The following is a 22,359-nucleotide window of genomic DNA, read 5'->3' on the forward strand; positions in this document are numbered from 1 at the left end:
CCGGCGGGGCCGGGAGAATGGGTCGGTGAGCAAGCCCAACCTGGCCCGCAGGGTCGCCGAGACCGCCGAGATCGCGCTGACCACCCGCAAGTACGTCACGTTCATCGACGTGGTGACGGGCCTGCGCTGGCTGCACACGCGGCACGTCGACACCTGGCGGCAGGGCCGGGCGGCCACGCTGGCCGAGCTGGCGGCCGTCGACGAGGACCGCCTGCTCGCCACGGCGGGGCTGCTGCGTGACTGGGCGCTGGCCAAGGGGCTGAAGCCGGTCGAGACGCCGTACGTCGCGGGCACTCGCGACCGCCGCGAGCTGCGTTTCACGGCGCGGCACCCGCAGGAGCCGTTCCGCGTCCACTGGCTGTCGCCCGACCTGGGCGAGGCAGCGGCCCGCAGGCTCGCCGAGCGGCAGGCGAAGGCCCCCGACCTGGTCGTGGTGGCGCCGCTCGACCCGTGGACGTGCGCGTCCTGCGGCGACACCGGGCCGTACCTGATCATGGAGGACGACCGGCCGCACTGCCTCACCTGCTCCGACATGGACCACCTGGTGTTCCTGCCGTCGGGCGACGCGGCGCTCAGCCGCCGCGCCAAGCAGGAGAGCGGCCTCGCGGCGGTCGTCGTGCGCTACAACCGGCGGCGCAAGGTCTACCAGCGGCAAGGCGTGCTGGTGGAGGAGGCGGCGCTGGCCGCCGCCGAGGAGCGCTGCCTGGCCGACGAGGAGGCGCGGCAGCGCCGCCGCGAGCGCGACCGGGTGCGCAGGGACGAGCAGGACGACGAGTTCCGCGCCCGCATGGCCGCGGAGATCGCCAGGCTCTTCCCCGGCTGCCCGCCGGAGCGGGCGGCCGCCATCGCCGGGCACGCGGCCCAGCGCGGCAGCGGCAGGGTCGGCAGGACGGCGGCGGCCAAGGCCCTCGACGAGAACGCGATCACCCTGGCCGTCGTCGCCTCGATCCGGCACCTCGACACCGACTACGACCGCCTGCTCATGTCCGGGGTGCCGAGGATGCAGGCGCGCGACATGATCAGGGAGCGTATCGAGCGGAAGCTGACGGAGTTCAGGCTCGGCCGCTAATGTCAAACACATGAGCGAATGGCAGCGTGTACGGGAGCGGGTCCTGGCGTTCGCGCTGGGGCTGCCCGAGTCGTACGAGGACCACCCGTGGGGCGAGACCGTCGTCAAGGTGAACAAGAAGGTGTTCGTCTTCCTCGGCGTGGACGATCCGGCCGGGAAGTGGACCCCGGGCTTCACGGTGAAGCTGCTGTCGGAGGCCCACGGGCACGCGCTGACCGTCGAGGGCGCCGCGCCGAGCGGGTACGGCCTCGGCCGGGCGGGCTGGGTGACGGTGCCGTTCACGGCCGACCTGCCCGAGACCGAGGTGCTGCTCGACTGGGTGGAGGAGAGCTACCGCGCGGTCGCCCCGAAGCGGGCGGTGAGGCTACTGGACGGCCAGGCGTAGCGCGAACCCGACCAGGAGCACGCCGGTGGCCCGTTCGATCCCGGCCCGTACGCGGGGCCTGCGCAGCAGCGCCCCCACCTTGTCGATGAGGACGTTGTAGAGGCTGAACCAGACGGCGTACAGGCCGGCCGTGATGCCCGACAGCAGCAGGGCGCGGCCGAGCGCGTCGCCGTGCGCGGGCAGGAACTGCGGCAGCCACGTCACGAAGAGCAGCAGCACCTTGGGGTTGAGCAGGTTCGACAGCAGGCCCCTGCGGACGTGGGCGAGCGGCGTCCCCGAGGGCCGCTCGCGTTCCCGCGGCCGGGCTCCGGCGCGGTTCGGCAGCAGCGCCTGGGCGCCCAGCCAGAGCAGGTAGCAGACGCCGAGCACGCGCACCACGGTGAACGCGGCGGGGGAGGCGACGAGCAGCGCCGACAGTCCGAACGCGGCGGCCGTCGCGTGCACGGTCAGGCCGGCCAGGCCGCCGAGCATGGTGAGCAGTCCGGCGAGGCGGCCGTGGGCGAGGGCGCTGCGCATGATGAGGGCCGCGTCAGGGCCCGGGATCATGATCATGATGAGGGTGGTGACCGTGAAGGTCAGCAGCATGGCGGGGGTCTCCCGGAGCTGAGGGCGCGCTTCCGCGCGCCCGCTCGTGCGCAGGCCGCACGGTCACGCGGGCGTCCATTGATCAGTGCCTTGTGGGCACGGACGATGATACAAGGGAGTATCCAGGACAAAACCGGCCGGGGTGGTTGATCCTCCCCGGCCGGTCTCATCCCTCGTGCGTCAGCCGGCGAAGGCGGCCAGGGAGAGGGCCATCACGCGCTCGTTCTGCCCCTGCGCCTTGGCGTCCGTCGAGCCGATCGCGTAGACGAGGGTGCGGCCGAGGTCGCGCGTCGCGCCCACCCCGGCCGCGCTGCCGTACCTGGCGCCGGTCTTGCCGTACACCGCCAGCCCGCCCGGCAGCACCGCTCGCGACATGCCCGACGTGTACGTCGCGGGCTCGCCCGTGCCGAACGTCGGCACGTCCGGCACCGTGAACATGAGCTCAAGCTGCGGAGCCGGCACCACCTTTCCGGAGAAGAGCGCGACGACGAACCTCTCCAGGTCCGCCGTGGTCGAGACGAGGTCGCCCGAGGCCCACGTGGAGGTGACGCTCATGTCGGTCATGTCCACCAGGTGCACGTCCCGGTACCTGAACGCGTCGGGGAAGCCCTCCGGCACCACCTGGTAGGCCCGGTTGTGGCGGCCCCTGATCCGGACCGTCTCACCCGGCAGGTAGCTGTCGCGCATCCCCAGCGGGCGCAGGATCCTGCCGGTGACCTCCCGCTCGAACGAACGGCCCGTCACCTTCTCGATCAGCAACCCGGCGACGAAGGTGTTGGTGTTGAGATAGTGCTGCCGGGTGCCGGGCTCGAACTCGACCGGGTTCTCCACGGCCCTCGCCACGTACTCCCGCGGGGTGTAGGTCCTGAAGCGGGTGGCGTACACGTCGGCGAAGTCGTCGGTCAGGTGCGGCGACGGCAGGCCGCTCGTGTGGTTGAGCAACTGCCCCACCCTGATCGTCGGGTACGACGCGGGCAGCAGGCCCGGCAGGTACTCCTGGACGGTGCCGTCGAGCGACAGCCTGCCCTCGGCGACGAGCTGGAGCACCACGGCCGTCGTGAAGATCTTGGTCACGCTGCCCACGCGGAACCTGGCGCCCGCGCGGGCGGGCCTGCCGGTGCGGACGTCGGTCACGCCCGCCACGCCCCGCCACGAACCGGCCGAGCCGCCCACCCTGACCTCGGCGACGGTGGCGTCGGTGGCGGGCAGGCCGGCGACGGCCTTCTCCAGCGCGGCCGGATTCACCGGCGGCAGCTGCCCGTTCCGCGCCAGGGCGCCGTGGGCGTGGTACGCGGGGGCGGCCAGGGCGGGCGCGGCCGGAGCCAGGGCGGCCAGGGCGAGGACGGCGGCGGCGACGGTGAACTTGGCGTGCTTCATGGCTGGTCTCCGAAGGGGGCGGCGTTTCCTCGAACGCCGCCCATCCTGTCGCTCGGGACCGGCCCGCCGGATCGCCGACACAGCCGATCTTCCGCCTCACTCGCGCGAGCGACCCGCTCCCCCGCTCCGGCGACCTCAGGGACGACGCCGCCGCGGGTCAGGTGACGGCGAGGCGCTGCGCGTAGCGCTCGTCGCGCCACAGCTCCTTGTCCAGCACCTCCCTGAGGGTGGCCGCGGCGTCGTACACGTCGGCGTAGCGGATGTAGAGCGGCGCGAAGCCGAAACGCAGGACGTCCGGCGCGCGGAAGTCGCCGTGGACGCCCCGGTCGATGAGCGCCCGCATCACCGGGTAGCCGTCCGGGTGGCGGAAGCTGACCTGGCTGCCGCGCTCCTCGGCGTCAGCCGGCGAGACCAGCTCCAGCGCGTCGCCCACGAGGTCCACGAAGAGCGACGTCAGCGCCTTGCTCTTGGCCCGCACCTGGTCCATCGGCACGCGCTCCCACACGTCCAGCGCCGCGTCGAGCGCCGCGAACGACACGATGTGCGGGGTGCTCACCGCGAACCTCCTGATGCCCTCCGCCGGGCGGTAGCCCGCCTCGAACGCGAACGGCTCCGCGTGCCCGTGCCAGCCCGACAGGACGTTCTCCGCCGTGTCGTGGTGGCGCGGGTTGACGTACAGGAAGGCGGGCGCGCCGGGCCCCGCGTTGAGGTACTTGTACGTGCACCCGACGGCGAGGTCCGCCTGCGAGACGTCCACCTGCAGGGCGCCCACGCTGTGGCACAGGTCCCAGATCATCAGCGCGCCCGCGGCCTGGACGGCGGCGGTCACCGCGGGCACGTCCCTGCGGGCGCCGGTGCGGTAGTCCACCTCCGACAGCAGCACCACGGCGGCGTCGTCGAAGCGGCCCTCGGACACGTCGCGCACCTCGTAGCCGCCGAGCAGCCGGGCCAGGCCCTGCGCCACGTAGTGGTCGGTGGGGAAGTTCGAGGCGTCGGAGACGATCACTCGGCGGTCCTGCCGCAGCCGCAGCGCCGCGGCCAGGGCCTGGAAGATCGCGATGGACGTCGTGTTGCCCACCACCACCTGCCCGGGGCCCGCGCCGATCAGCGGCGCCAGCCGGTCACCGAGGCGCAGCGGCATCTCGTACCATCCGGCCTGGTTCCAGCCGCCGACGAGCCGGCCGCCCCACTCGTCCTCGACGGTGCGGCGCACCCGCTCCGACGTCCCGCGCGGCAGCGCGCCGAGCGAGTTCCCGACGAGGTAGACGACCCCCTCGGGCAGGACGAACTCCTCGCGGAACGCGCGCAGCGGATCGGCGGCGTCGAGAGCGAGACAATGGTTCCGGTCCAACACCTGTGCACTCCTTTGCCCGATTCGGCTCTCACCCTACGCGTCACGCACCGGCCCGGCCATGCTCGGAAGCCGTCCCCGGCAAGCCCCGCCGACCGGCCCGCCGGCTCAGCCGTGCTCCGAGGCCGGGGGCGCCCCCGCGTCCGGCGACGCAGCGAACGCCGCCCGCACCGAGCCCAGCCCCTCCACGACGGCCTCGAACACGTCACCGGGCTCCACCGGCACGACCGGCCCCAGCGCCCCCGTCAGGACGACCTCGCCCGCCCGCAGCGGCCGCTCGGTGCGCCCCAGCGCGTTCGCCAGCCACACCGCCGCGTTCACCGGCCCGCCCAGGCACGCCGCGCCCGTCCCCGCCGAGACCTCCGCGCCGTTCCTCGTCATGAGCACCCGGGCCGCCCGCAGGTCGAGCCCCGCGAGCGGCACCGGCACGTTGCCCAGCACGAACGCGCCCGCCGAGGCGTTGTCGGCGATCGTGTCCACGGCGGTGATGTCCCAGTCGGCCACCCGGGAGTCGGCGATCTCGATCGCGGGCAGCGCGAAGTCCACCGCCCTGATCACGTCCACCGCCGTGAACGGGCCGCCCACCAGGTCGGCGCCGAGCACCAGCGCGATCTCCGGCTCCGCTCTCGGCTGCAGGAACCGCTCCGCGAGCGCGGGCAGCCCGTCGAGGAACGCCATGTCGGCGAAGAGCAGCCCGCGGTCCGGATGGTCGATGCCGAAGTGGCGCTGCGCCTGCGGGTTCGTCAGGCCGATCTTCCAGCCGACCGGGCGCCGGCCCTCCTCCATCGCCCGCCGGTTGTTCACCGCCTGCACCGCGTACGCGTCGGCGACCGAACGGATCAGGTCCCTGACCGGCTCGCACGGCTTGCCGGAACGCGCGGCCTCGGTCAGCCGGTCGGCGGCGTGGGAGCGGGCGTCCACGGCCTGCGACCATTCGTCATGCATCGGCTGCTCCAGTCTGATGGTGATCGTCGTGGGTCGAGAGGTCAGGAGCGGCGGGCCGAGCAGGAAGCCGAGCGGTCCGGCGCCCCTCACTCCCGGTATAGAGCGCGTCCGCCCATGCGAACAGATCACCACATGCTTCCTGAAAGCCCTCCGAGCCATCCTCTTCCTGCGAAACCGCCTTCCTGCCTCCCGGGCCAGGGCCCTGGGAGGCAGGCGTCCCCGGCCTGTCCTCCGGGACACCTTCCGGTACCCCCGCCCCGCCGCCATCATGGTCCGGTGGCGCGGACCTGGGAGCTATGGGGAAATGTCATCATCGCTGGCTGCCTGGCCCTTCCGCTGGCCGCGCTCGCGATCACGCTGCTCGCGCGCCGCCGTGCCCGCGCCCGCCACCCCGCGCCGCTGCGCACGGCCCTCGCCGACGTCGGCGTCGTGGTCGGCACCGCCCCCTGGATCTGGATGATCCTCACCCCGTCGAGCGGCGGGGAAGGGGTGAACCTGGTGCCGTTCCGCGACCTCGCCGACGTGCTCGCGGCCCCGTGGGAGTCGGTGTTGGTGCAGGTCGGGGGCAACCTGCTGGTGTTCGCCCCGCTCGGCGCCCTGCTTCCCGTGCGTACGCACCGCTTCGCCTCCACCGCCCGCGTGGCCGCGGTGGCCGCCGCCGGGTCGGTGCTCGTGGAGGTGCTCCAACACGTCTTGCGGCTGGGCCGATTCTCCTCGGTGGACGACGTCCTCATCAACACCGCGGGCGCGGTGATCGCCGCGCTGGTTACTCGGCGCTGGTGGGCCCCCCGGATAGCGGCCGAGACGGTACCACGGTAACGGTCCGTCAAAACCCCGGGACTTTCACCACATGGGCACGATCAGCTCAAAAGAAGCTCGTAACCATCCTTAGTATCTGTGCGATCGTGGACAAGACGGGGCAAGTTCTCTGGAGACGCCAAACCCGGTTGGTAACAGAGGGTGATCACAACGTGTCTGAATCCCCGGTACCCCACGAGTCCCCCATCTACCGTCGCATCGCCGACCGCCTCCGCGCCCGGATCCTGTCCGGCGAACTGCGCGACGGGGACCGGTTGCCGGGCGAGAACGCCCTGATGGCCGAGTACGGCATCGCACGAGCCACCGCCAGGCAGGCGCTCGCCGTACTGATCAACGAAGGACTGGCGGTGCCCAGGCGCGGCTCGGGCGTGTACGTACGCCTGTTCAAGCCCATCCGCAGGCACGGCTCGCGCCGCCTGGCCCGCGAGCAGTGGGGCCAGGGCCGCTCCATCTGGGACGCCGACACCCATGGCCGCCCTTTCAGCGTCGACGAGGTGGAGGTGACGCGGGAACGGGCCTCCGAGGAGGTGGCAGGCATCCTGGAGAGCCGTGAGGTGTGGGTGCGCAGGCGGCGCTACTCGGTCGACACCAGGCCGGTGCAGCTCGCCACCTCGTACTTCCCCGCCCACCTCGTGGACGGCAGCGCCATCACCCTCGTGGACACCGGCCCGGGCGGCGTGTACGCGAGGCTGAGCGACCTTGGCCTGTCACCCGTGCACTTCACCGAGGAGGTGCGGGCCCGCATGCCGGCGCCCCGGGAGTGCGAGCTGCTCGACCTGCCCGGCGGCACACCGGTGATCGTGATCGAGCGCACGGCGTACACCGCCGCCGGGAGGCCCATCGAGGTGAACGAGATGGTGCTGGACTCGGCGGCGTACGTCCTCCAGTACGACTTCGACGCGTGAGACGAGCCGGTTGTCAAGCGATATTGCCCTGTCCATCCCGCTCATTGATTTCTCTAGAGATGTGGCGCACCTTCTAAGGAGATGGGACCTCGCGTCAGGGCCGGGAAGGGGAGGACAGATGTCCCTTGACCGACATCTCGCCGACATCGCCCGAGACTTCCCGCACTGGACCATCTGGCGGAGCGACGCGGGCCGCTGGTGGGCCACGAGACACCATCCGCTGAACGCGGAGCAGCGCGACAGGGGATGCGCGATGACCATCGACGCCGACGACCCGGACGGCCTGCGCGACCAGCTCCGGGATCAGGAGAGGTGGGCCGCCGGGCACACGTGGGACCCCGGCCCCGCCCCTCCGTAGCGCCGACCGGCACGGCACGCAGCCGTCCGGCACGGCACGCAGCCGTCCGGCACGGCACGCAGCCGTCCGGCACGGCACGCAGCCGTCCGGCACGGCACGGAGCCGTCCGGCCGGTACGAACGCAGCCGGTCGGCACGGCCGGCACGGCACGCGGCCGGTCGGCACGGCCGGCGCGCACGAGCAGCCCGGTGCCGGGTCCAGCGTCTCGGCGGCCCCGGCACCGGGCCACCACACGGGGGCCACGAGCGCGGAAGCCCCCGACCCAATCGGGGGCGGGGGCTTCCGCTCCCACCACCCGACCCCCCGGGCCGCCCTCCGCAACGTCAGACCCACCCCTGGACGGCCCCATGAAATGGGCGACCACCCCCTCGGACACTCCCTGGAAGTGCGGCCCCCACCCCCCTCGAACACCCCTTGAAACAGCCGGCTCACCCCTTCGAGCGGCCTCTGGCATGACGGGCTGGACACCTGGGGCCGCCCCCTGGCATGACGGGCCGGACACCTCGGGCCGCCCCCTGAAATGACGGGCCGGACACCTCGGGCCGCCTCCTGAAATGGCGGGCTCACCCCCTTCGAGCGGCCTTCGGCAGGGCGGGCTGGATGTCTCGGGTCGTGCCCTGGAATGACGAAGCCCCCGCCGGTGGCGGGGGCTTCGTGGAGGGCTGGTCGCTCGTGGCGTTTCGCCTGCGGGATCAGTCCTTCTTGGCGTTCGGGAGGCGGACGATCGTCACCTCGGTGTCGTCGGCGGCGTCGCGCGCGGACCTGGCGTCGGAGACGATGATGCGCACGTCGTCCTCGGCCGACGGCTCACGACCGCGCTCGCCGCGCACCCCCTGGGCAGGCTCACCGGGACGCCCCGGCTGAGCGGCGCTCCTGCCTGCGGCGCCCCTGTCGGCGGCGGCCTGGGCGGCACCCGGACGCGCACCGTCCCGGCCCGCCGCCTCACCGGACAGGCGGGCGGCCACGTCACCGGAGGGACGTCCGGACGCCTCCCCCGAGAGCCGCGCCGCCACATCGCCGGAGGACCGGCCAGGCGCAGCAGCCCTGTCGACCGAAGGGCGGCCAGGCGCGGCGGGCGCCTCGCCTGAGGGGCGGGTGGGCGTTCCTGACGCGGCGGGCGCCTCGCCAGAGGGGCGGGTGGGCGTTCCTGACGGGGTGCGGCCGGCACCGGGCTCGGCTCCCGGCCGCACGGGGGACGGTCCCTCGCCTGCCGTGCTCCCGCCGAACCCCCTGCCCGCCGCGCCACCGCTCACGGAGGCAGCGGCCGGACCACCAGCAGCGGCACCGCCGCCACCCGGACCACCGGCACCCGGACCACCGGCACCAGCACCAGGACCAGGACGCCCGGCACCGGCACCGGCGCCGTCGCCCGCAGCGGCGCCACCGGCGGCGACACCGCCGGAAGCCGCACCGCCGCGGCCGCCCGCCCCGGGCCCACCGGCTACAGAGCCGCCGCCTGCCGAACCGCCCGCCCCGGGCCCACCGGCTACAGAGCCGCCGCCTGCCGAACCGCCCGCCCCAGGGCCACCGGCGCCAGGCCCACCGCTGGAACCACCGACCACCGAACGGCCACCGGTGCCGGCCACACCGCTGGAGCCAGCAGCCCCAGGACCATCCGACCCATGGCCGCCGACCGCTGAACGAGCCGCCCCAGGACCACCGGCTTCAGGGCCACCGACCGTCGAGCCGCCCGCCCGAGAACGAGCAGCTTCAGGCCCACCGGCCGCCGAACCACTCGCCGCACGGCCACCGGCGCCAGGCCCACCGCTGGGACCACCGGCCCCGGTGCCGCCGGACGCAGGCCCGGCGGCCGGCGCAGCGGCGGCCGGTGGCGTGGCGGGCTTGCCTTCCGTGGGCTTGCCTTCCGTGGGCTTGCCTTCCGCGGGCTGGCCCGCCGCCTGCTTGCCTTCCGCGGGCTGGCCCGCCGCCTGCTTGCCTTCCGCCTGCTTGCCTTCCGTGGGCTGGCCCGCCGCCTGCTTGCCTCCCGTCGCCGGCCCGGTCGGGGATCCCGCGGCCTGCGCCTTGCCCGACGGCCCGGCCGCGATCTCCGCGGGCGCCGACGGCGGCATCAGCGCGTCCGGCACCAGCGGCCCGGCCAGCGACTCCGCCCGCATGAGGTCGCCCAGCACCGAGTTGATCTCGTTCAGCCGCCTCACGACCTCGGTGTGCGTGTTGCCGAGGTACTCGACGCGCCGTCCCGCGTGCTCGTCGATCGCCGCGCTGCGCTGCCGCGCTGTCGTGACCATGGACTCCGCCTCGGCGCGCGCGGCCGTCACCAACTGCTCGGCCTGCGCCTTCGCCGTCTCCACGGTCCGTTCGGCCTCGGCCTTGGCGTCGCTGACGAGGCGTTCGGCCTCGGCGCGCGCGGTGGCGCGCTGCTCCTCCGCGTCGTCGCCGGCCTGGGCGAGCATGCGCTCGGCCGCCTGCGTCGCCTCGTTGACGCGCCGCTCCGCCTCCGCCTGCGCCGAGGTGAGGATCTTGTCGGCCGTCTCGCGCGACGACGTCAGCAGCCTGTCGGACTCCGCCTTGGCGGTCTCGCGCAGGTGGGTGGCCTCCTTGTCGGCCTCCTCCCGCTTGGCCGCGGCCTCCTCCTCGCCCAGTTTGAGGATCTGCGCGAGCCTGGGGCTGAGGTCGTCGTAGCTCTGCGGCGTCTCGACCATGCGCCGCCTGGCCTCCGCCAGCTCGATGCGGCCCTGCTCGGCCTGATCGATCGCCCGCGCCAGCCGCTCTTCCAGGTCTCGGATCTGGTTCCGGGTACGGATCATGTAGTCGTGGACCTGGCGGCGGTTGTAGCCGCGCATCACGACCTCGAAGGTGTCCTCTTGCATCAGATCGGGAAAGCTCTCGTGCTGGTTTGTCATGGGGGTTACCTAGGGTTTGCGTGAGGCGGGGGATAACTGCGAGTTGTGAGGGTCTGACGACGTCACGTCAGGAAACGACTTTCCTGCCATCTGCCCACGTCCGCAACCGGAACGCCACACCCGGGTCACTCCACCCGGGAATTACGATGTGACGGATGTACATAGCAGCTTTGGACAACGGGGCAGTTCCGGACATCCACCCTGAAGCGTACGTCGCGCCGGGTGCCGTCGTGGTCGGGCGGGTACGGGTGGGCCGGGCGTCCAGCATCTGGTACGGCTCCGTTCTCCGGGGGGACGACGAGCGGATCGAGATCGGCGAGGAGTGCAACGTACAGGATCTGTGCTGCCTCCACGCCGACCCCGGACAGCCCGCGGTGCTGGAGGACCGCGTCAGCCTGGGCCACAAGGCGATGGTCCACGGCGCGTACGTGGAGCGCGGGGCGCTGATCGGCATCGGCGCGATCGTCCTGGGCGGCGCGCGGGTGGGCGCGGGCACGCTGGTGGCGGCAGGGGCGCTGGTCGGGCCGGGCAAGAGGATCCCGGCGGGGGTGCTGGTCGCGGGCGTGCCGGGCCGGGTCGTGCGCGAGCTGACCGACGACGACCGGGCGTCGTTCGCCCGCACGCCGGACAACTACATGGCCAAGGCGGTCAGGCACCGGCAGGCGTCAGCAGTTTGATCAGCACCTCGTCCGACACCGACGCCGTGTTGAGCGGGTCGGCGTAGTCGGGCAGTTCGGGCCGCAGGAAGCGGACGAAGTCCACGGTCATCTTCAGGTCGGGCGTGCCCTTGATCAGCTTGGCGTTGGCCTTGGCGGCGTCCTTCTTCAGGGTGTTGAAGCTGTCCCAGTCGGTGTAGGCGGTCAGGCCCCACTGCAGCACCTCGGGAAGCTGCGCGGGCCAGCGCCGTCCGACCTTCCACGCGCCGCCGTCCTCCTTGTACAGGGCGGCGGCGACGCGGCCGACCCTGGCGAGGACGACCTCCACCCAGCCGCTCTTGACGGTGATCTCCTGCGGTTTGGAGCTGCCGTTCTCGGTGTACTTGACCTCGAGCTGGCCGGGCTGGTCGGCGGTGCCGGTGGTGACGGAGAGCCAGGTCGGCTGCGCGTACGAGTTGGGCACGCGCGCCATGAGCCCGCCGAGGGAGAACTTGCGCCTCGGCTTGCCGCCCTTCTTCCCCTCGACCTTGATCCTGGCGTGCATGACGATGTCGCCGGCGAGTTCCTGGTAGACGAAGGGGCCGCGGAAGCCGTCGAACCAGGCGGACGTCCTGGGCTCCAGGTACAGCGCGCCCTTCGCGGTCTTGTTCACGTCGAGCTTGGCGATCCTGTCGACGTCCTTCTCGGTGTCGCTGAGCTTGGACCAGACGGACAGTTCCGACGCGTCGGCGAACTCGCTGGAGGCGGAGCCGACCTCGCCTCCTGGCGTGGGGGGTTTGGCGTTCTGCATCGTGAGCACGCCGGCTCCGGTGGGCGACGGCTGTGCCTGGGTCGCCGTCCCGCATGCCGCGAGCATGCCCGTGACCGCCAGGACCCCTGCCATCTTCGCCCTCATAGCGGACATTCTGCCGTGTATTGCTGGTAGGTGATCCGGATGGGCCCTCGGGCCCTGCCGTACCATGGCCTGCGTGCGCCGCTGGGACGCGTTCACCGCCGCGGAGGCGGAGGTCCGCGCGATGGTCTCCGACCCGCGCTGGCAGGGGCTCTCCGTGCCCGATCGCGCGCACGTCCTGGCGGCGAGGGTGCTGGTCACGGGCGACGGCGACCGGTGGCTGTTCGGGTCGCACGCGCGCTGGCGCCTGCTCGACCCGGCCGACGGCCGCTGGCTGCTCGCGCCGCCGCCGAGGGGCGAGCGGGCGCGCAAGGCGGGGCACGCGGCGGGCGAGCTGCCGGGCGAGGTGGTGCCGCAGGGCCCCGACTTCGCCCCCGAGCCCGGCTCCACGCAGGCCTTCGTCGGGCCCGACGTGCCCGAGCACCTGACGGAGCAGATCAGGCTCCTGGTACGGTCCGCGGGCCGCAAGTCGGAGCTGGACTACCCGCTGACCGCGTTCGGCGAGATCTTCGCCTCGGACGTGCCCGGCACGGTGGCGGCCGTCTGGGGCACGGTCATGTGGTGCGCGTACGCGCCCGCCTTCGACGGCAACGAGCGGCTGATCACGGTGTTCGGCGAGTACCTGCGCCGGTCGCTGCCGGGCGACGAGTGGGTGCGGTGGCTGCCCGCGCCGCCGCTGCTCGACCTGGTGACGCTGGTGGCGGAGCGGCTGCGTTCCGGCCGGGAGCGCGAGGCGCTGCGGCTGGCGGCGCTGATGGCCGACACGGCGCAGATCCTGCTGTCGGACGCGAGGTTCAGGCCGCGCGCGCTCGCGCTGCTGACCATGGTGGAGCCGGCGCTGCGCAGGCACGGCCTCGACGCCGCGGCGGCGGCGCGCGGCGACGGGGAGGTGCTGCGGGCGTGGCTGGCCCGCTGCCCGGTCCGGCTGGGCCGCGCCCTGCTGTGCGAGACGGATCACGAGGCGGACTTCGCGCACGCCGTGTACGACCTGTGCGAGGCGCTGGAGTTCGCGCCCGAGCCGCGCGGGGCGGCGGCCGGGTTCCTGGCCGACCTGTCGGACTCGCGCGGCCTGCTGGCCGGCCGGCTGGACCACCGGCTGAGGGCCGCGTACGAGGCGCTGGAGTGCGCGGGGCTGACGGGGACGTCGGCCGCGGAGTCCACGGCGCCGGAGGGGTTCGCCGTCACGGGTCCGGGGGCGCTGAGCGCGGCGGTGGAGGCGGCCATGGAGACCGTGAACGCCCCGCTGGTGGCCCCTCCGGACCGGGCGGGGAAGGCGGCGGTGCTGGGGGCGGCGTACGCCATGGGCCTCGCCTGGGGGCGGTTGACGGGGGCGAGGATGCCGGAGCGCGGGCTCGCCGCGCAGGCGGCGCTGGTGCGAGCGATCATTCATGAACGCGATGATCATCACTTCTAACCCACTAAAGACACTATTTCCCGCCTTACTCGCCCATATCCCCGTAACACTTCAGACAACAGCCCTTTCGCTGAATTGTGATCTCGGATTCGGGAAATGGTCCCACTGGGGTCCCCGAGGCGACGAAAGGAATGACTCCGATGGGCCATGTCGCCCCGAGGTGCCCCGCCGTAACCTCGTAATGGGTGTGGGCTGCGGACAGGAAGGACGACGCGGTGGGGCACAATGACCTGGACTCTCGGGTCCACGACCGTGTCGCGTTGGACGAGATTGCGCTCTACGCCGAGGTGCTCACCGCCGTAGCAGGGAGCGAGCGGCGGCTCACCTTGGACGAACTCGACGACGCGCTCGGATTGCGGACTTCGGCGAGCCGCTGAAGGACCATCACATGGGTCTAGTCCCGGGCTCCTCAGGAGTCCGGGACGATGGTTTTTCACGGGCGGCTCAGAGCACGACATGACTAGTCAGTAGGAGCCTCAGGCTCCTACTGAGCGTCCTCGGAAGGCTCCTAGGAACGCACGAGGCGCGCGATCGCCGCCGACGCCTCCTTCACCTTGGCTTCGGCCTCCGGCCCGCCGCTGTTGACGGCGTCGGCCACGCAGTGGGAGATGTGGTCCTCCAGCAGGCCCAGCGCCACCGCCTGGAGGGCGCGGGTGGCCGCGGAGACCTGGGTGAGGATGTCGATGCAGTAGGCGTCGTCGTCGACCATCCGCTGCAGGCCCCTGATCTGGCCTTCGATCCGCCTGAGCCGCGTCAGATAAGCCTGTTTGTCTCCGCTGTACCCATGCATGCTTCTACGGTACCCGGAACCCGTATCCTCAGCGGAGGTCCGCGATCAGCTTCTCCCACTGCTCGGCCACGTCCGGCGCCGCGTGCCGCACGGCCGTGTCGAGCGCGCCCGCCGCCAGGGAGCGCCGCCTGCGCTCGTCGTCGATGAGGGCGAGCAGCGCCGCGGCGAACAGCTGCACGTCACCGTCGGCGGGCGGCACCAGCACCCCGTTGTAGCCGGTCGCCACGAACTCCGTGGGCCCCCTCGCGCCCTCGAACGCCACCACCGGCACGCCGCAGCCCATCGCCTCCAGCACGGTCATGCCGAGGTCCTCGCTGCGGGAGGTGTTGGCCACGATCGACGCCTTGGCGAACTCCCCCGCCAGATCGGGCGTGGTGCCCATGAAGTAGACGTGGTTGTGCAGGTCGAGCTCGCCCACGAGGGCGCGCAGGCGCCGCTCCTCCGGGCCGCCGCCGTACAGCCGCAGCCGCCAGTCGGGCCGCTTGTCGGCGACGATCGCGAACGCCCTGATCAGCCGGTCGTACGCCTTGACGGGCACCCACCTGCCGCCCGCGGCGACGATCCTGTTGTCCATGCGCGAGCGCGGCCACGGGGCCGACGGCAGCGCGTCGAGCACGGCGTGCACGGGCGGCGTGCCGTCGAGCAGCCTGCCCCACTCGTCCTGCGCCGACTCGGTGGCCGTGACGACGGCGTCGAGGCGCGGGTAGAACTTCCTGACCGGCCCCGGCACGGTGGGCCGCCCCCACTCTCTGGCGATCTTCAGGATCTCGCGCGGCGCGTGCCTGGCGGCCTGGATGCCGAGGGAGGGCCTGGTGGTGACGAGGACGTCCGACCTGAGCGAGCGCAGCAGGCGCCAGAGCGCCACCTCGGTGCGCACCTGGCCGCGCGGCAGCAGGTGCCGGACACCCGGCCTGGCGTCGACGACGCTGCGCATGGTCACCTTCGCCCCGACGGGGAAGAACGGCTTCTCCTTCTGCCGCCTGATGCTGATCACCTCGACCTCGTGCCGTTCCGACAGGGCGGTGGCGAGGTTGAGCATGGCGCGGACGTCACCCCGCATGCCGTACGCGGAGGCGAGCAGCATGCTGACCTTCATGCGCCGACCTCGATCCGCAGCTCGTCGTCGGCGGTGTAGCAGGGTCTGACGGGGACGCCGTCCACGGTGGCGGAGGGATAGTGCAGGCGGCGCCGCTTGCCGTCGACGTCGTCGAGGCGCGAGCCGAGCCGCAGCGGCGTCGGCACCCCCTCGACCTGGAGCGACGGCTCCCAGGTGCCCGACGCGTCGGGGTCGGCGGCGAGGACGTCCACGAGCGAGACGGCGGCGTGGAAGCGCACGCCCTGCACGGTGGCCGTGGACGACACCCGCGCGGCGGTCTGGCGGCGGTCGAGGGCGAGCACGGCCTCGTGGCGCGAGTCGTCGTCCTCCAGCCCGGTGTAGGCGAGCAGGCCGGTCACCTCGAAGCGGCCCTCCCTGAACCAGATGGCGCGCACCTCCGCCACCGGCTCGGCCTCGGAGATCTTCAACGCGAGGTAGCCGTTGCGCGTCCGGTACGTCCGGTACGCCAGCGTGCGCCGGCACAGCGCGTACGCGTCGAGGTGGTCGAGCGAGAAGCCGGGATCGACGCTGCGGATGCGGGTGCGCCTGCCGTCGCGGCGCAGGTACGCGTCCCAGCGGCCCTCGGTGAGCCCGAGCGGCGCGAGCGAGACGGCCAGCGTGGCCTCACGGGCCCGCGCCCCGGGGGTGCCGACCCGCACGTCGCGTTCGACGCCGCTGGCGCGGTGCCTGAGGACCAGCTCGGCGCCGTCCTCCAGGGGGTCGTCGATGGTCAGTCGCAGGGCGAGCACGTCGGCCAGGGTGACTTCGGCGTCCGTGACGACGACGCCCATCACGCGCCCCCTCCCCGTCGAATAGAGCCATGCGACGTTGAGGTTACCGTGATTTTCCCGTTATGTGGATGGCAGATTTCTCGGAGAAGACCGTTCTGACGTGCGAAACTCCTCCACACCAGGTGTGGAGGAGTTTCACTTTCACTGGTCAGACAGCTCCCTTGACCGACTTGATCAGGAGCTGGGCGACGTCCACGACCTCCAGCGACGCCTTGGTCTCGCCGTTGTTCTTCTTCTCGTTGATCGCATCACCGAGCATCACCAGACAGAACGGGCAGGCCGTCGAGACGGTGTCGGGATCGGTGGTCAGCGCCTCGTCCACGCGCTCGGTGTTGATGCGCTTGCCGATGCGCTCCTCCATCCACATGCGCGCGCCTCCGGCGCCGCAGCAGAAGCCGCGGTCCTTGTGGCGGTGCATCTCCTGGGTCTGCACGCCGGGCACCTTCGACATGATGTCGCGGGGCTGCGAGTAGACCTTGTTGTGACGGCCGAGGAAGCACGGGTCGTGGTAGGTGATCTTCTCCTCGATCGGGGTGATCGGGGTGAGCCTGCCCTCGTCCACGAGCCTGGCGAGCAGCTGGGTGTGGTGCACGACCTCGTACGTGCCGCCGAGCTGCGGGTACTCGTTGGCCAGCGTGTTGAAGCAGTGCGGGCAGGTGGCGACGATCTTCTTGACGCCCGCCTCGTTCAGCGTCTCGATGTTCTGCTGGGCGAGCATCGCGAACAGGTACTCCATGCCCAGGCGGCGGGCCGGGTCGCCGGTGCACGCCTCCATCGGGCCGAGCACCGCGAACTTCACGCCCGCGATGTGCAGCAGCTCGGCGACCGCCTTCGTGGTCTTCTTCGCGCGGTCCTCCAGCGCGCCCGCGCAGCCCACCCAGAACAGGTACTCGGCGTCCTCGGGCATCTTCTCGTCGACGACCTCGACCTCGAAGTCGAGCTCCTCGATCCAGTCGGCCCGCTTCATCTCGGACATGCCCCACGGGTTGCCCTTGTTCTCCAGGTTCTTCACCATCACTCCCGCCTCGGACGGGAACGACGACTCCACCATCACCTGGTAGCGGCGCATGTCGAGGATGTGGTCGATGTGCTCGATGTCCACGGGGCACTGCTCGACGCAGGCGCCGCAGTTGGTGCACGACCACAGCACGTCGGGGTGGATCACGCCGTCCTCGCCGACGAGCGGCTTCTCCAGCAGCGCGAGGACGTCCTGGTCCTTGTGCTGGTCGGAGCCGGCGGCCAGCAGGTACGGCGCCACCTTGAAGGCGTGGTCGCGCTGGTCGATGATGAGCATCTTCGGCGACAGCGGCTTGTCGGTGTTCCAGGCGGGGCACTGCGACTGGCAGCGTCCGCACTCGGTGCACGAGTAGAAGTCGAGGAAGCCCTTCCACGTCGTGTCCGCGATCTTGCCGCGGCCGAGCCGCTCGGGGTCGAGGTCCTCGTCCTCGAAGTCGACCGGCTTGCCGTCGACGCGCAGCTGCGGCGCCGCGCCCAGCGCGTCGGGGCGGCGGGAGAACAGCACGTTGAGCGGCGCGGTGAAGATGTGCAGGTGCTTGGAGTGCAGCACGATGAGCAGGAACACCAGCATGAAGCCGATGTGCAGGAGCAGCGCGATCTCCTCCAGCAGCGCGCTGTGCGGCAGCGCGTCGCCGAGCGCGAGCGAGACGAACGCTCCGGAGGAGTACGGGAAGTTGCCGTTGGCCGCCGCCGCGCCCCTGGCCAGGAACAGCGTCCAGATGATGTTGAAGATCATGAACAGGACGAGCCAGGCGCCGCCGAGGTGCGAGCCCGAGAAGCGCGAGCCGCGGCCGAGCGTCCTGGGCGAGTTCTTGATCCGGATGATCGTGAAGGCGACCAGGCCGAGGAGGCAGGCGACCGCGATGAAGTCCTGGAGGAAGCCCAGCACCGCCCACTGCCCGATGAGCGGGATGTGGAAGTCCGGCTCACCGGTGATGGCGCCCTGGATGATCGCGCCGTACGCCTCGACGTAGACGGTCAGCAGGATGAAGAACGCCCACATGACGAAGAAGTGCGCCACGCCGGACGGCGTCCACTTGAGCAGCTTCTTCTGGCCGAACACTTCGACGAGCTGCGCCTTGAGCTCGTCCCCCGCGTTCGCCTTGGCGTACTCGACGCGTTCGGGCGCGGGTGGGCCGACGGTGGCCAGCTTGTACAGGAACAGCGCCCTGCGGCCAGCCATGGCGACCACCAGGACGGTCATGACGAGCCCGATGATGGCTACCCAGAGCACGGTGTCCTCCCAAGACGACGATGACCTGGTCTCCCGTAATCCTACCGGTCGGTAACATTATCGGGTTACGAGATATACCCTATGGTCAACGCCCTATACAGAACAATGCTCTATTGCCCCGTCTCGGGTGTGAGATAACGCTGGATCGTGGGCGCGAGCAGCGCGACCAGTTCCTCCACGTCCGCGCTCGCCAGGGGCTCCATCTTGAGCACGTACCTGGCCATCACCACCCCGAGCATCTGCGCGAACGCCGCCTCCACCCTCAGGTGCGGCACGCCGACCCCGTCGGCCACCCGGAAGAGCACCGCGTTCATGAAGAACTCCCGCACCATGGCCACCGCGTGCTCGTGCGTCACGGCCGACCGCAGCAGCGCCACCATCGGCTCGCGGGTCTCCGGCGAGGACGTCACCCCGAGGATCAGGCGCACCAGCCGCTCGCCGATCTCCTCGTGCGGGCCGTCGAGCAGGGTGGGCACGACGTCGTCCGGCGTCAGCGGCAGCCGCATGGCCGCGACGAACATGCCCTCCTTCGTCGCGAAGTAGTGGTGCACCAGCGCCGGATCGACCTGCGCCTCCCGTGCGATGCCCCTGACCGTCGCCCTGTCGAAGCCCTTCTCCGCGAACACCTTCCTGGCCGCGCTCAGGATCTCCCCGCGGGTGTCGGCCGCACCCGGCCTGCGCCCCGGCCTGCGCCTGACCGTCACCTGCCCACCGCCAGGTACGTCCGCATCGGCACCGCCAGCACGCCGCCGGGGAACTCGGCGCGCAGCGCCGCCCGCTGCCGCTCCACCAGCTCGTCGGCCGCCCCCGGCTCCAGCGCCGCCATGTACGAGTGCGAGCGCAGGTCGAGCAGGAAGTCCTCGATCGGGACCGGCCGCGTCCACGGGACCCAGCGCTCCCCCGCGACGTCCATGGCCTGCGCGATGGGCGGCACCGCCCAGCCCTCGACCGCCGGCCCCCAGTACCGGGGGCAGGCCCGCGCCAGGCGCTCCTCGTAGGCGGCCAGCCAGCCGGCCCGCGCCGCGTGGTTGAGGTTCCAGCAGCCCGCGATCGCGCCGCCGGGCCGCAGCACCCGTCGCGCCTCGGCGATCGAGGCCGCTGGGTCCAGCCAGTGCCACGACTGCGCGTACACCACCAGGTCGGCCACCCCGGCGGCCAGCGGCAGGGCGTTGCCGTCGGCGCGCACGGCCGCCACCTCCGTGCCGTCGCCGCCGGCGACGGCACGCGCACGCAGCCTGGCGAGCATCTCCGCGCCCGGATCGACCGCGACCACCCGCGCGCCCCTCGCCCGCAGCCCCCTGGTCATGATGCCCGTGCCCGCCCCGACGTCCACCGCCGTGGCGCCGTCGAACCCGACCCCCGACACCTCCGACAGCGCCCGGTAGACCTCGTCGGGGTAGGTCGGCCTGCCCGCGTCGTACGCGTCGGCGACCTGGTCGAACACCCTGCCCAGCTCCTTCAGCGGACCGGCGTTCACCGCGATGCCGCCAGGTGCAGCCGCGCGAACGCCAGCCCCTCCGCCAGGTCGTCGATGCGCTCGCTGCGGCTCGCCGCCTTACGGGTGTTGATCTCCAGCACCACCAGGCCCGAGTAGGCGGTGTTCGCCAGGCGCTCCAGCAGCTGCGCGCACGGCTGGTTGCCCCTGCCGGGCACCAGGTGCTCGTCCTTGTTGGTCACGCCGATGCCGTCGGCCAGGTGGACGTGGGCCAGCCTGTCGCCGAGCTTGCCCGCCATCTCCATGGCGTCGGAACCCGACACCGCCGTGTGCGACAGGTCGAGGGTGACCTGGGGGAAGTCGAAGTCGATCGGGTCCCAGCCAGGGGCGTAGGGGACGACGTCGTTGCCCCTCGCCTTCAGCGGGAACATGTTCTCCACCGCGAACGTCACGTCGGTCTCGTCCCTCATGCGGGCGAGACCCGTCTCGAACTCCCGCGCGTAGTCGCGCTGCCAGCGGAACGGCGGGTGCACCACGACCGTGGACGCGCCCAGCCGCTCGGCCGCCCGCTGCGCCTTGACGAGCTTGGCCCAGGGGTCGCGCCCCCACACCCGCTGCGTCACCAGCAGGCAGGGCGCGTGGATGGCCAGCACCGGCACCTTGTAGTGATCGACCAGGCGCTCGATCACGTCGATGTCCTGGCTCACCGGGTCTGCGCCCACCATGATCTCCACGCCGTCGTACCCGAGGCGCGCGGCCAGTTCGAACGCGTCTGGAGTGCGTTCGGGATATACCGAAGCGGTGGACAATGCGATCTTCGCATTGGGCACGCGTATGACATCAGCCACGCTGCCAGCCTAAGCCGGTGAACCGGATCTGGCGCGCGAACCCCTACCGTTAGGGCATGCCGCGGATAGCGAAAGGGGCCATCCCCAGCCCGAACATCTGGAACGCGCCACAGGTGTACGAACTGGAGAACCGTGCCGTCGACCCCGAAGGCGCCGCGGACGCGGCCATGCGCGAGCTGCGTCCCTGGGACGGCGCCACCGTGCTCGACATCGGCTGCGGCACCGGCTACCACCTGCCCGGCTACGCCGCCCGCGCCGCCCGCGTGATCGGCGTCGAGCCGCACGGCGACCTGGCCGCGCTGGCCCGCCGCCGCTGCGCCGCGCTGCCCTCGGTCGAGGTGCACGCCGCCTCCGCGCAGGACCTCCCCCTGCCCGACGCGAGCGTGGACGTCGCGATCGCGCGCTGGGCGTACTTCTTCGGCCCCGGCTGCGAGCCGGGGCTGCGCGAACTGTCGCGCGTCGTCCGCCACGGCGGCGCCGCCTTCGTCATCGACCTGGACGCCACGCGCGGCGCGTTCGGCCGCTGGTTCTCGCGCACCGTGCCGACGTACTCGGCGCGGAAGGTGGAGGAGTTCTGGGACCGCCATGGCTGGCAGCGCCGCCCGCTCGACCTGCGCATGGCCTTCGAGCGCAGGGCCGACCTGGAGGCGGTGCTGCGCATCGAGTTCGCGCCCGACGTGGCCGAGCAGGCCGTCGCCGAGACCCCGGGGCTGGAGCTGGCCTACCCGAACGTCCTGCGCTGGCGCTACTACTGAGCCTTGACATTGACGTCAGCGTCAACGTTTACCGTGGAGGCATGCGCATCGGAGAGCTGGCCTCACGCACCGGGGTGAGCACCCGCTCGCTCCGCTACTACGAACAGCACGGTCTCCTCACCTCCCGTCGCGGCTCCAACGGCTACCGGGAGTACACCGAGTCCGACGTCAGGCTCGTGTCGGAGATCCGGGCGCTGCTCGCCGTGGGGTTCACGCTCGAAGACACGCGCCCGTTCGTCGACTGCCTGCGTGCGGGGCACAGCACGGGCGGGTCCTGCCGCGAGTCCGTCGAGGTCTACGAGCGCAAACTCGCGGAGATCGACGACGAGATCCGCGTCCTGCTCGCCCGCAGGGCCGAGGTGGCCTCCCAGCTCGCCTCCTCGTGCCCGGGGTGCTACTTCAGAGGAGAATGATGATCACCCTGACCACGGAGAACTTCGAGGAGCAGGTACTCAAGAGCGACAAGCCCGTGCTCGTGGACTTCTGGGCCGAGTGGTGCGGCCCCTGCCGCATGGTCGCCCCCATCCTGGAGGAGATCGAGAGCGAGCACGGCCTGACCATCGGCAAGCTCAACACCGACGAGAACCCCGAGATCATGGCCAGGTACGGCGTGATGGGCATCCCCACCCTGATCCTGTTCGAGGGCGGCGAGCCGGTCAGGCAGGTCGTCGGCGCCAGGCCCAAGCGCCTGCTCGCCTCCGCCCTGGGCCTCGCCTGAGCCCTCCCAGCGCCGCCGGCCTGCTCCGCGACCGCCAGGGCGGGCCGCCGGCCTGCTC

Annotated in this window: 23 protein-coding genes; 10 read left to right on the forward strand and 13 right to left on the reverse strand. The window is 71.9% G+C overall.

Annotated elements, in window-relative coordinates; all coding sequences use genetic code 11:
* The first annotated feature begins 25 nt into the window (after positions 1 to 25).
* Positions 26 to 1,069: a DUF2293 domain-containing protein gene (locus BMX74_RS32305; protein WP_055509113.1), complete on the forward strand. Its 1,044-nt coding sequence runs from the start codon at positions 26 to 28 to the stop codon at positions 1,067 to 1,069.
* Between the two features lie 10 nt (positions 1,070 to 1,079).
* A complete protein-coding gene (locus BMX74_RS32310) occupies positions 1,080 to 1,454 on the forward strand; it encodes an MmcQ/YjbR family DNA-binding protein (RefSeq protein ID WP_091104394.1) in 375 nt (124 codons plus the stop codon).
* Here BMX74_RS32310 and BMX74_RS32315 read toward each other — a convergent pair.
* The 4 genes from BMX74_RS32315 to BMX74_RS32330 form a co-directional block, all read right to left on the reverse strand.
* Positions 1,434 to 2,039: a LysE family translocator gene (locus BMX74_RS32315; protein WP_055509110.1), complete on the reverse strand. Its 606-nt coding sequence runs from the start codon at positions 2,037 to 2,039 to the stop codon at positions 1,434 to 1,436. The genes BMX74_RS32310 and BMX74_RS32315 overlap by 21 nt on opposite strands.
* A gap of 180 nt (positions 2,040 to 2,219) precedes the next feature.
* Positions 2,220 to 3,416: a serine hydrolase domain-containing protein gene (locus tag BMX74_RS32320; RefSeq protein ID WP_091104396.1), complete on the reverse strand. Its 1,197-nt coding sequence runs from the start codon at positions 3,414 to 3,416 to the stop codon at positions 2,220 to 2,222.
* A 157-nt stretch (positions 3,417 to 3,573) separates the two neighbouring features.
* Positions 3,574 to 4,770, reverse strand: a complete 1,197-nt coding sequence (kynU, locus tag BMX74_RS32325; protein WP_055509105.1) for a kynureninase — start codon at positions 4,768 to 4,770, stop codon at positions 3,574 to 3,576.
* Between the two features lie 105 nt (positions 4,771 to 4,875).
* Positions 4,876 to 5,802, reverse strand: a complete 927-nt coding sequence (locus tag BMX74_RS32330) for a 2-keto-4-pentenoate hydratase (RefSeq protein WP_256257396.1) — start codon at positions 5,800 to 5,802, stop codon at positions 4,876 to 4,878.
* 186 nt (positions 5,803 to 5,988) lie between these two features.
* Here BMX74_RS32330 and BMX74_RS32335 point away from each other — a divergent pair, with 186 nt between their 5' ends.
* From BMX74_RS32335 to BMX74_RS32345, 3 genes are all read left to right on the forward strand, one after another.
* Positions 5,989 to 6,531, forward strand: a complete 543-nt coding sequence (locus BMX74_RS32335; protein WP_055509103.1) for a VanZ family protein — start codon at positions 5,989 to 5,991, stop codon at positions 6,529 to 6,531.
* A gap of 152 nt (positions 6,532 to 6,683) precedes the next feature.
* A complete protein-coding gene (locus tag BMX74_RS32340; RefSeq protein WP_091104399.1) occupies positions 6,684 to 7,436 on the forward strand; it encodes a GntR family transcriptional regulator in 753 nt (250 codons plus the stop codon).
* 118 nt (positions 7,437 to 7,554) lie between these two features.
* Positions 7,555 to 7,794, forward strand: a complete 240-nt coding sequence (locus BMX74_RS32345; protein WP_055509099.1) for a hypothetical protein — start codon at positions 7,555 to 7,557, stop codon at positions 7,792 to 7,794.
* Positions 7,795 to 8,486: 692 nt separating this feature from the next.
* Here BMX74_RS32345 and BMX74_RS43390 read toward each other — a convergent pair.
* Positions 8,487 to 10,655, reverse strand: coding sequence for a DivIVA domain-containing protein (locus tag BMX74_RS43390; protein WP_143078838.1), 2,169 nt, complete (start codon positions 10,653 to 10,655; stop codon positions 8,487 to 8,489).
* A 155-nt stretch (positions 10,656 to 10,810) separates the two neighbouring features.
* Here BMX74_RS43390 and BMX74_RS32365 point away from each other — a divergent pair, with 155 nt between their 5' ends.
* Positions 10,811 to 11,332, forward strand: a complete 522-nt coding sequence (locus BMX74_RS32365) for a gamma carbonic anhydrase family protein (RefSeq protein WP_055509090.1) — start codon at positions 10,811 to 10,813, stop codon at positions 11,330 to 11,332.
* Here BMX74_RS32365 and BMX74_RS32370 read toward each other — a convergent pair.
* Positions 11,304 to 12,206: a DUF1349 domain-containing protein gene (locus tag BMX74_RS32370; protein WP_143078839.1), complete on the reverse strand. Its 903-nt coding sequence runs from the start codon at positions 12,204 to 12,206 to the stop codon at positions 11,304 to 11,306. The two genes, BMX74_RS32365 and BMX74_RS32370, sit on opposite strands and share 29 nt — an antisense overlap.
* A gap of 64 nt (positions 12,207 to 12,270) precedes the next feature.
* Here BMX74_RS32370 and BMX74_RS44450 point away from each other — a divergent pair, with 64 nt between their 5' ends.
* On the forward strand, positions 12,271 to 13,617 hold the full coding sequence (locus BMX74_RS44450) for a hypothetical protein (protein WP_091104407.1): 1,347 nt from the start codon (positions 12,271 to 12,273) through the stop codon (positions 13,615 to 13,617).
* A gap of 508 nt (positions 13,618 to 14,125) precedes the next feature.
* Here BMX74_RS44450 and BMX74_RS32380 read toward each other — a convergent pair.
* The 7 genes from BMX74_RS32380 to BMX74_RS32410 form a co-directional block, all read right to left on the reverse strand.
* Complete coding sequence (locus tag BMX74_RS32380; protein WP_055509081.1) at positions 14,126 to 14,407, reverse strand: metal-sensitive transcriptional regulator; 282 nt, start codon at positions 14,405 to 14,407, stop codon at positions 14,126 to 14,128.
* A 28-nt stretch (positions 14,408 to 14,435) separates the two neighbouring features.
* Positions 14,436 to 15,503, reverse strand: coding sequence for a glycosyltransferase (locus tag BMX74_RS32385; RefSeq protein ID WP_055509080.1), 1,068 nt, complete (start codon positions 15,501 to 15,503; stop codon positions 14,436 to 14,438).
* The gene (locus tag BMX74_RS32390) at positions 15,500 to 16,294 is read right to left on the reverse strand and encodes a hypothetical protein (protein WP_055509078.1); all 795 of its coding nucleotides are present in this window, start codon (positions 16,292 to 16,294) and stop codon (positions 15,500 to 15,502) included. The genes BMX74_RS32385 and BMX74_RS32390 overlap by 4 nt, the downstream gene beginning before the upstream one ends.
* Before the next feature lie 148 nt (positions 16,295 to 16,442).
* Positions 16,443 to 18,545: a (Fe-S)-binding protein gene (locus BMX74_RS32395; protein WP_091104408.1), complete on the reverse strand. Its 2,103-nt coding sequence runs from the start codon at positions 18,543 to 18,545 to the stop codon at positions 16,443 to 16,445.
* Between the two features lie 110 nt (positions 18,546 to 18,655).
* A complete protein-coding gene (locus BMX74_RS32400) occupies positions 18,656 to 19,249 on the reverse strand; it encodes a TetR/AcrR family transcriptional regulator (RefSeq protein WP_091104410.1) in 594 nt (197 codons plus the stop codon).
* Positions 19,246 to 20,022, reverse strand: coding sequence for a class I SAM-dependent methyltransferase (locus tag BMX74_RS32405; RefSeq protein WP_256257398.1), 777 nt, complete (start codon positions 20,020 to 20,022; stop codon positions 19,246 to 19,248). The genes BMX74_RS32400 and BMX74_RS32405 overlap by 4 nt, the downstream gene beginning before the upstream one ends.
* Positions 20,019 to 20,828, reverse strand: a complete 810-nt coding sequence (locus tag BMX74_RS32410; protein ID WP_055509071.1) for a sugar phosphate isomerase/epimerase family protein — start codon at positions 20,826 to 20,828, stop codon at positions 20,019 to 20,021. The genes BMX74_RS32405 and BMX74_RS32410 overlap by 4 nt, the downstream gene beginning before the upstream one ends.
* Positions 20,829 to 20,884: 56 nt before the next feature.
* On the opposite strand from BMX74_RS32410, the gene BMX74_RS32415 reads away from it, so the two are divergent.
* The 3 genes from BMX74_RS32415 to trxA are packed head-to-tail and all read left to right on the forward strand — an operon-like array spanning position 20,885 to position 22,301.
* Positions 20,885 to 21,583, forward strand: a complete 699-nt coding sequence (locus BMX74_RS32415; protein ID WP_055509068.1) for a class I SAM-dependent methyltransferase — start codon at positions 20,885 to 20,887, stop codon at positions 21,581 to 21,583.
* Between the two features lie 41 nt (positions 21,584 to 21,624).
* On the forward strand, positions 21,625 to 21,996 hold the full coding sequence (locus BMX74_RS32420) for a MerR family transcriptional regulator (protein ID WP_055509066.1): 372 nt from the start codon (positions 21,625 to 21,627) through the stop codon (positions 21,994 to 21,996).
* On the forward strand, positions 21,996 to 22,301 hold the full coding sequence (gene trxA, locus BMX74_RS32425) for a thioredoxin (protein WP_082535609.1): 306 nt from the start codon (positions 21,996 to 21,998) through the stop codon (positions 22,299 to 22,301). Before BMX74_RS32420 ends, trxA begins: the two co-directional genes overlap by 1 nt.
* Positions 22,302 to 22,359 lie beyond the last annotated feature (58 nt).

Origin of the sequence: Nonomuraea pusilla (assembly GCF_900109355.1) — a bacterium.
In the GTDB taxonomy this organism is placed as follows: Bacteria; Actinomycetota; Actinomycetes; order Streptosporangiales; family Streptosporangiaceae; genus Nonomuraea; species Nonomuraea pusilla.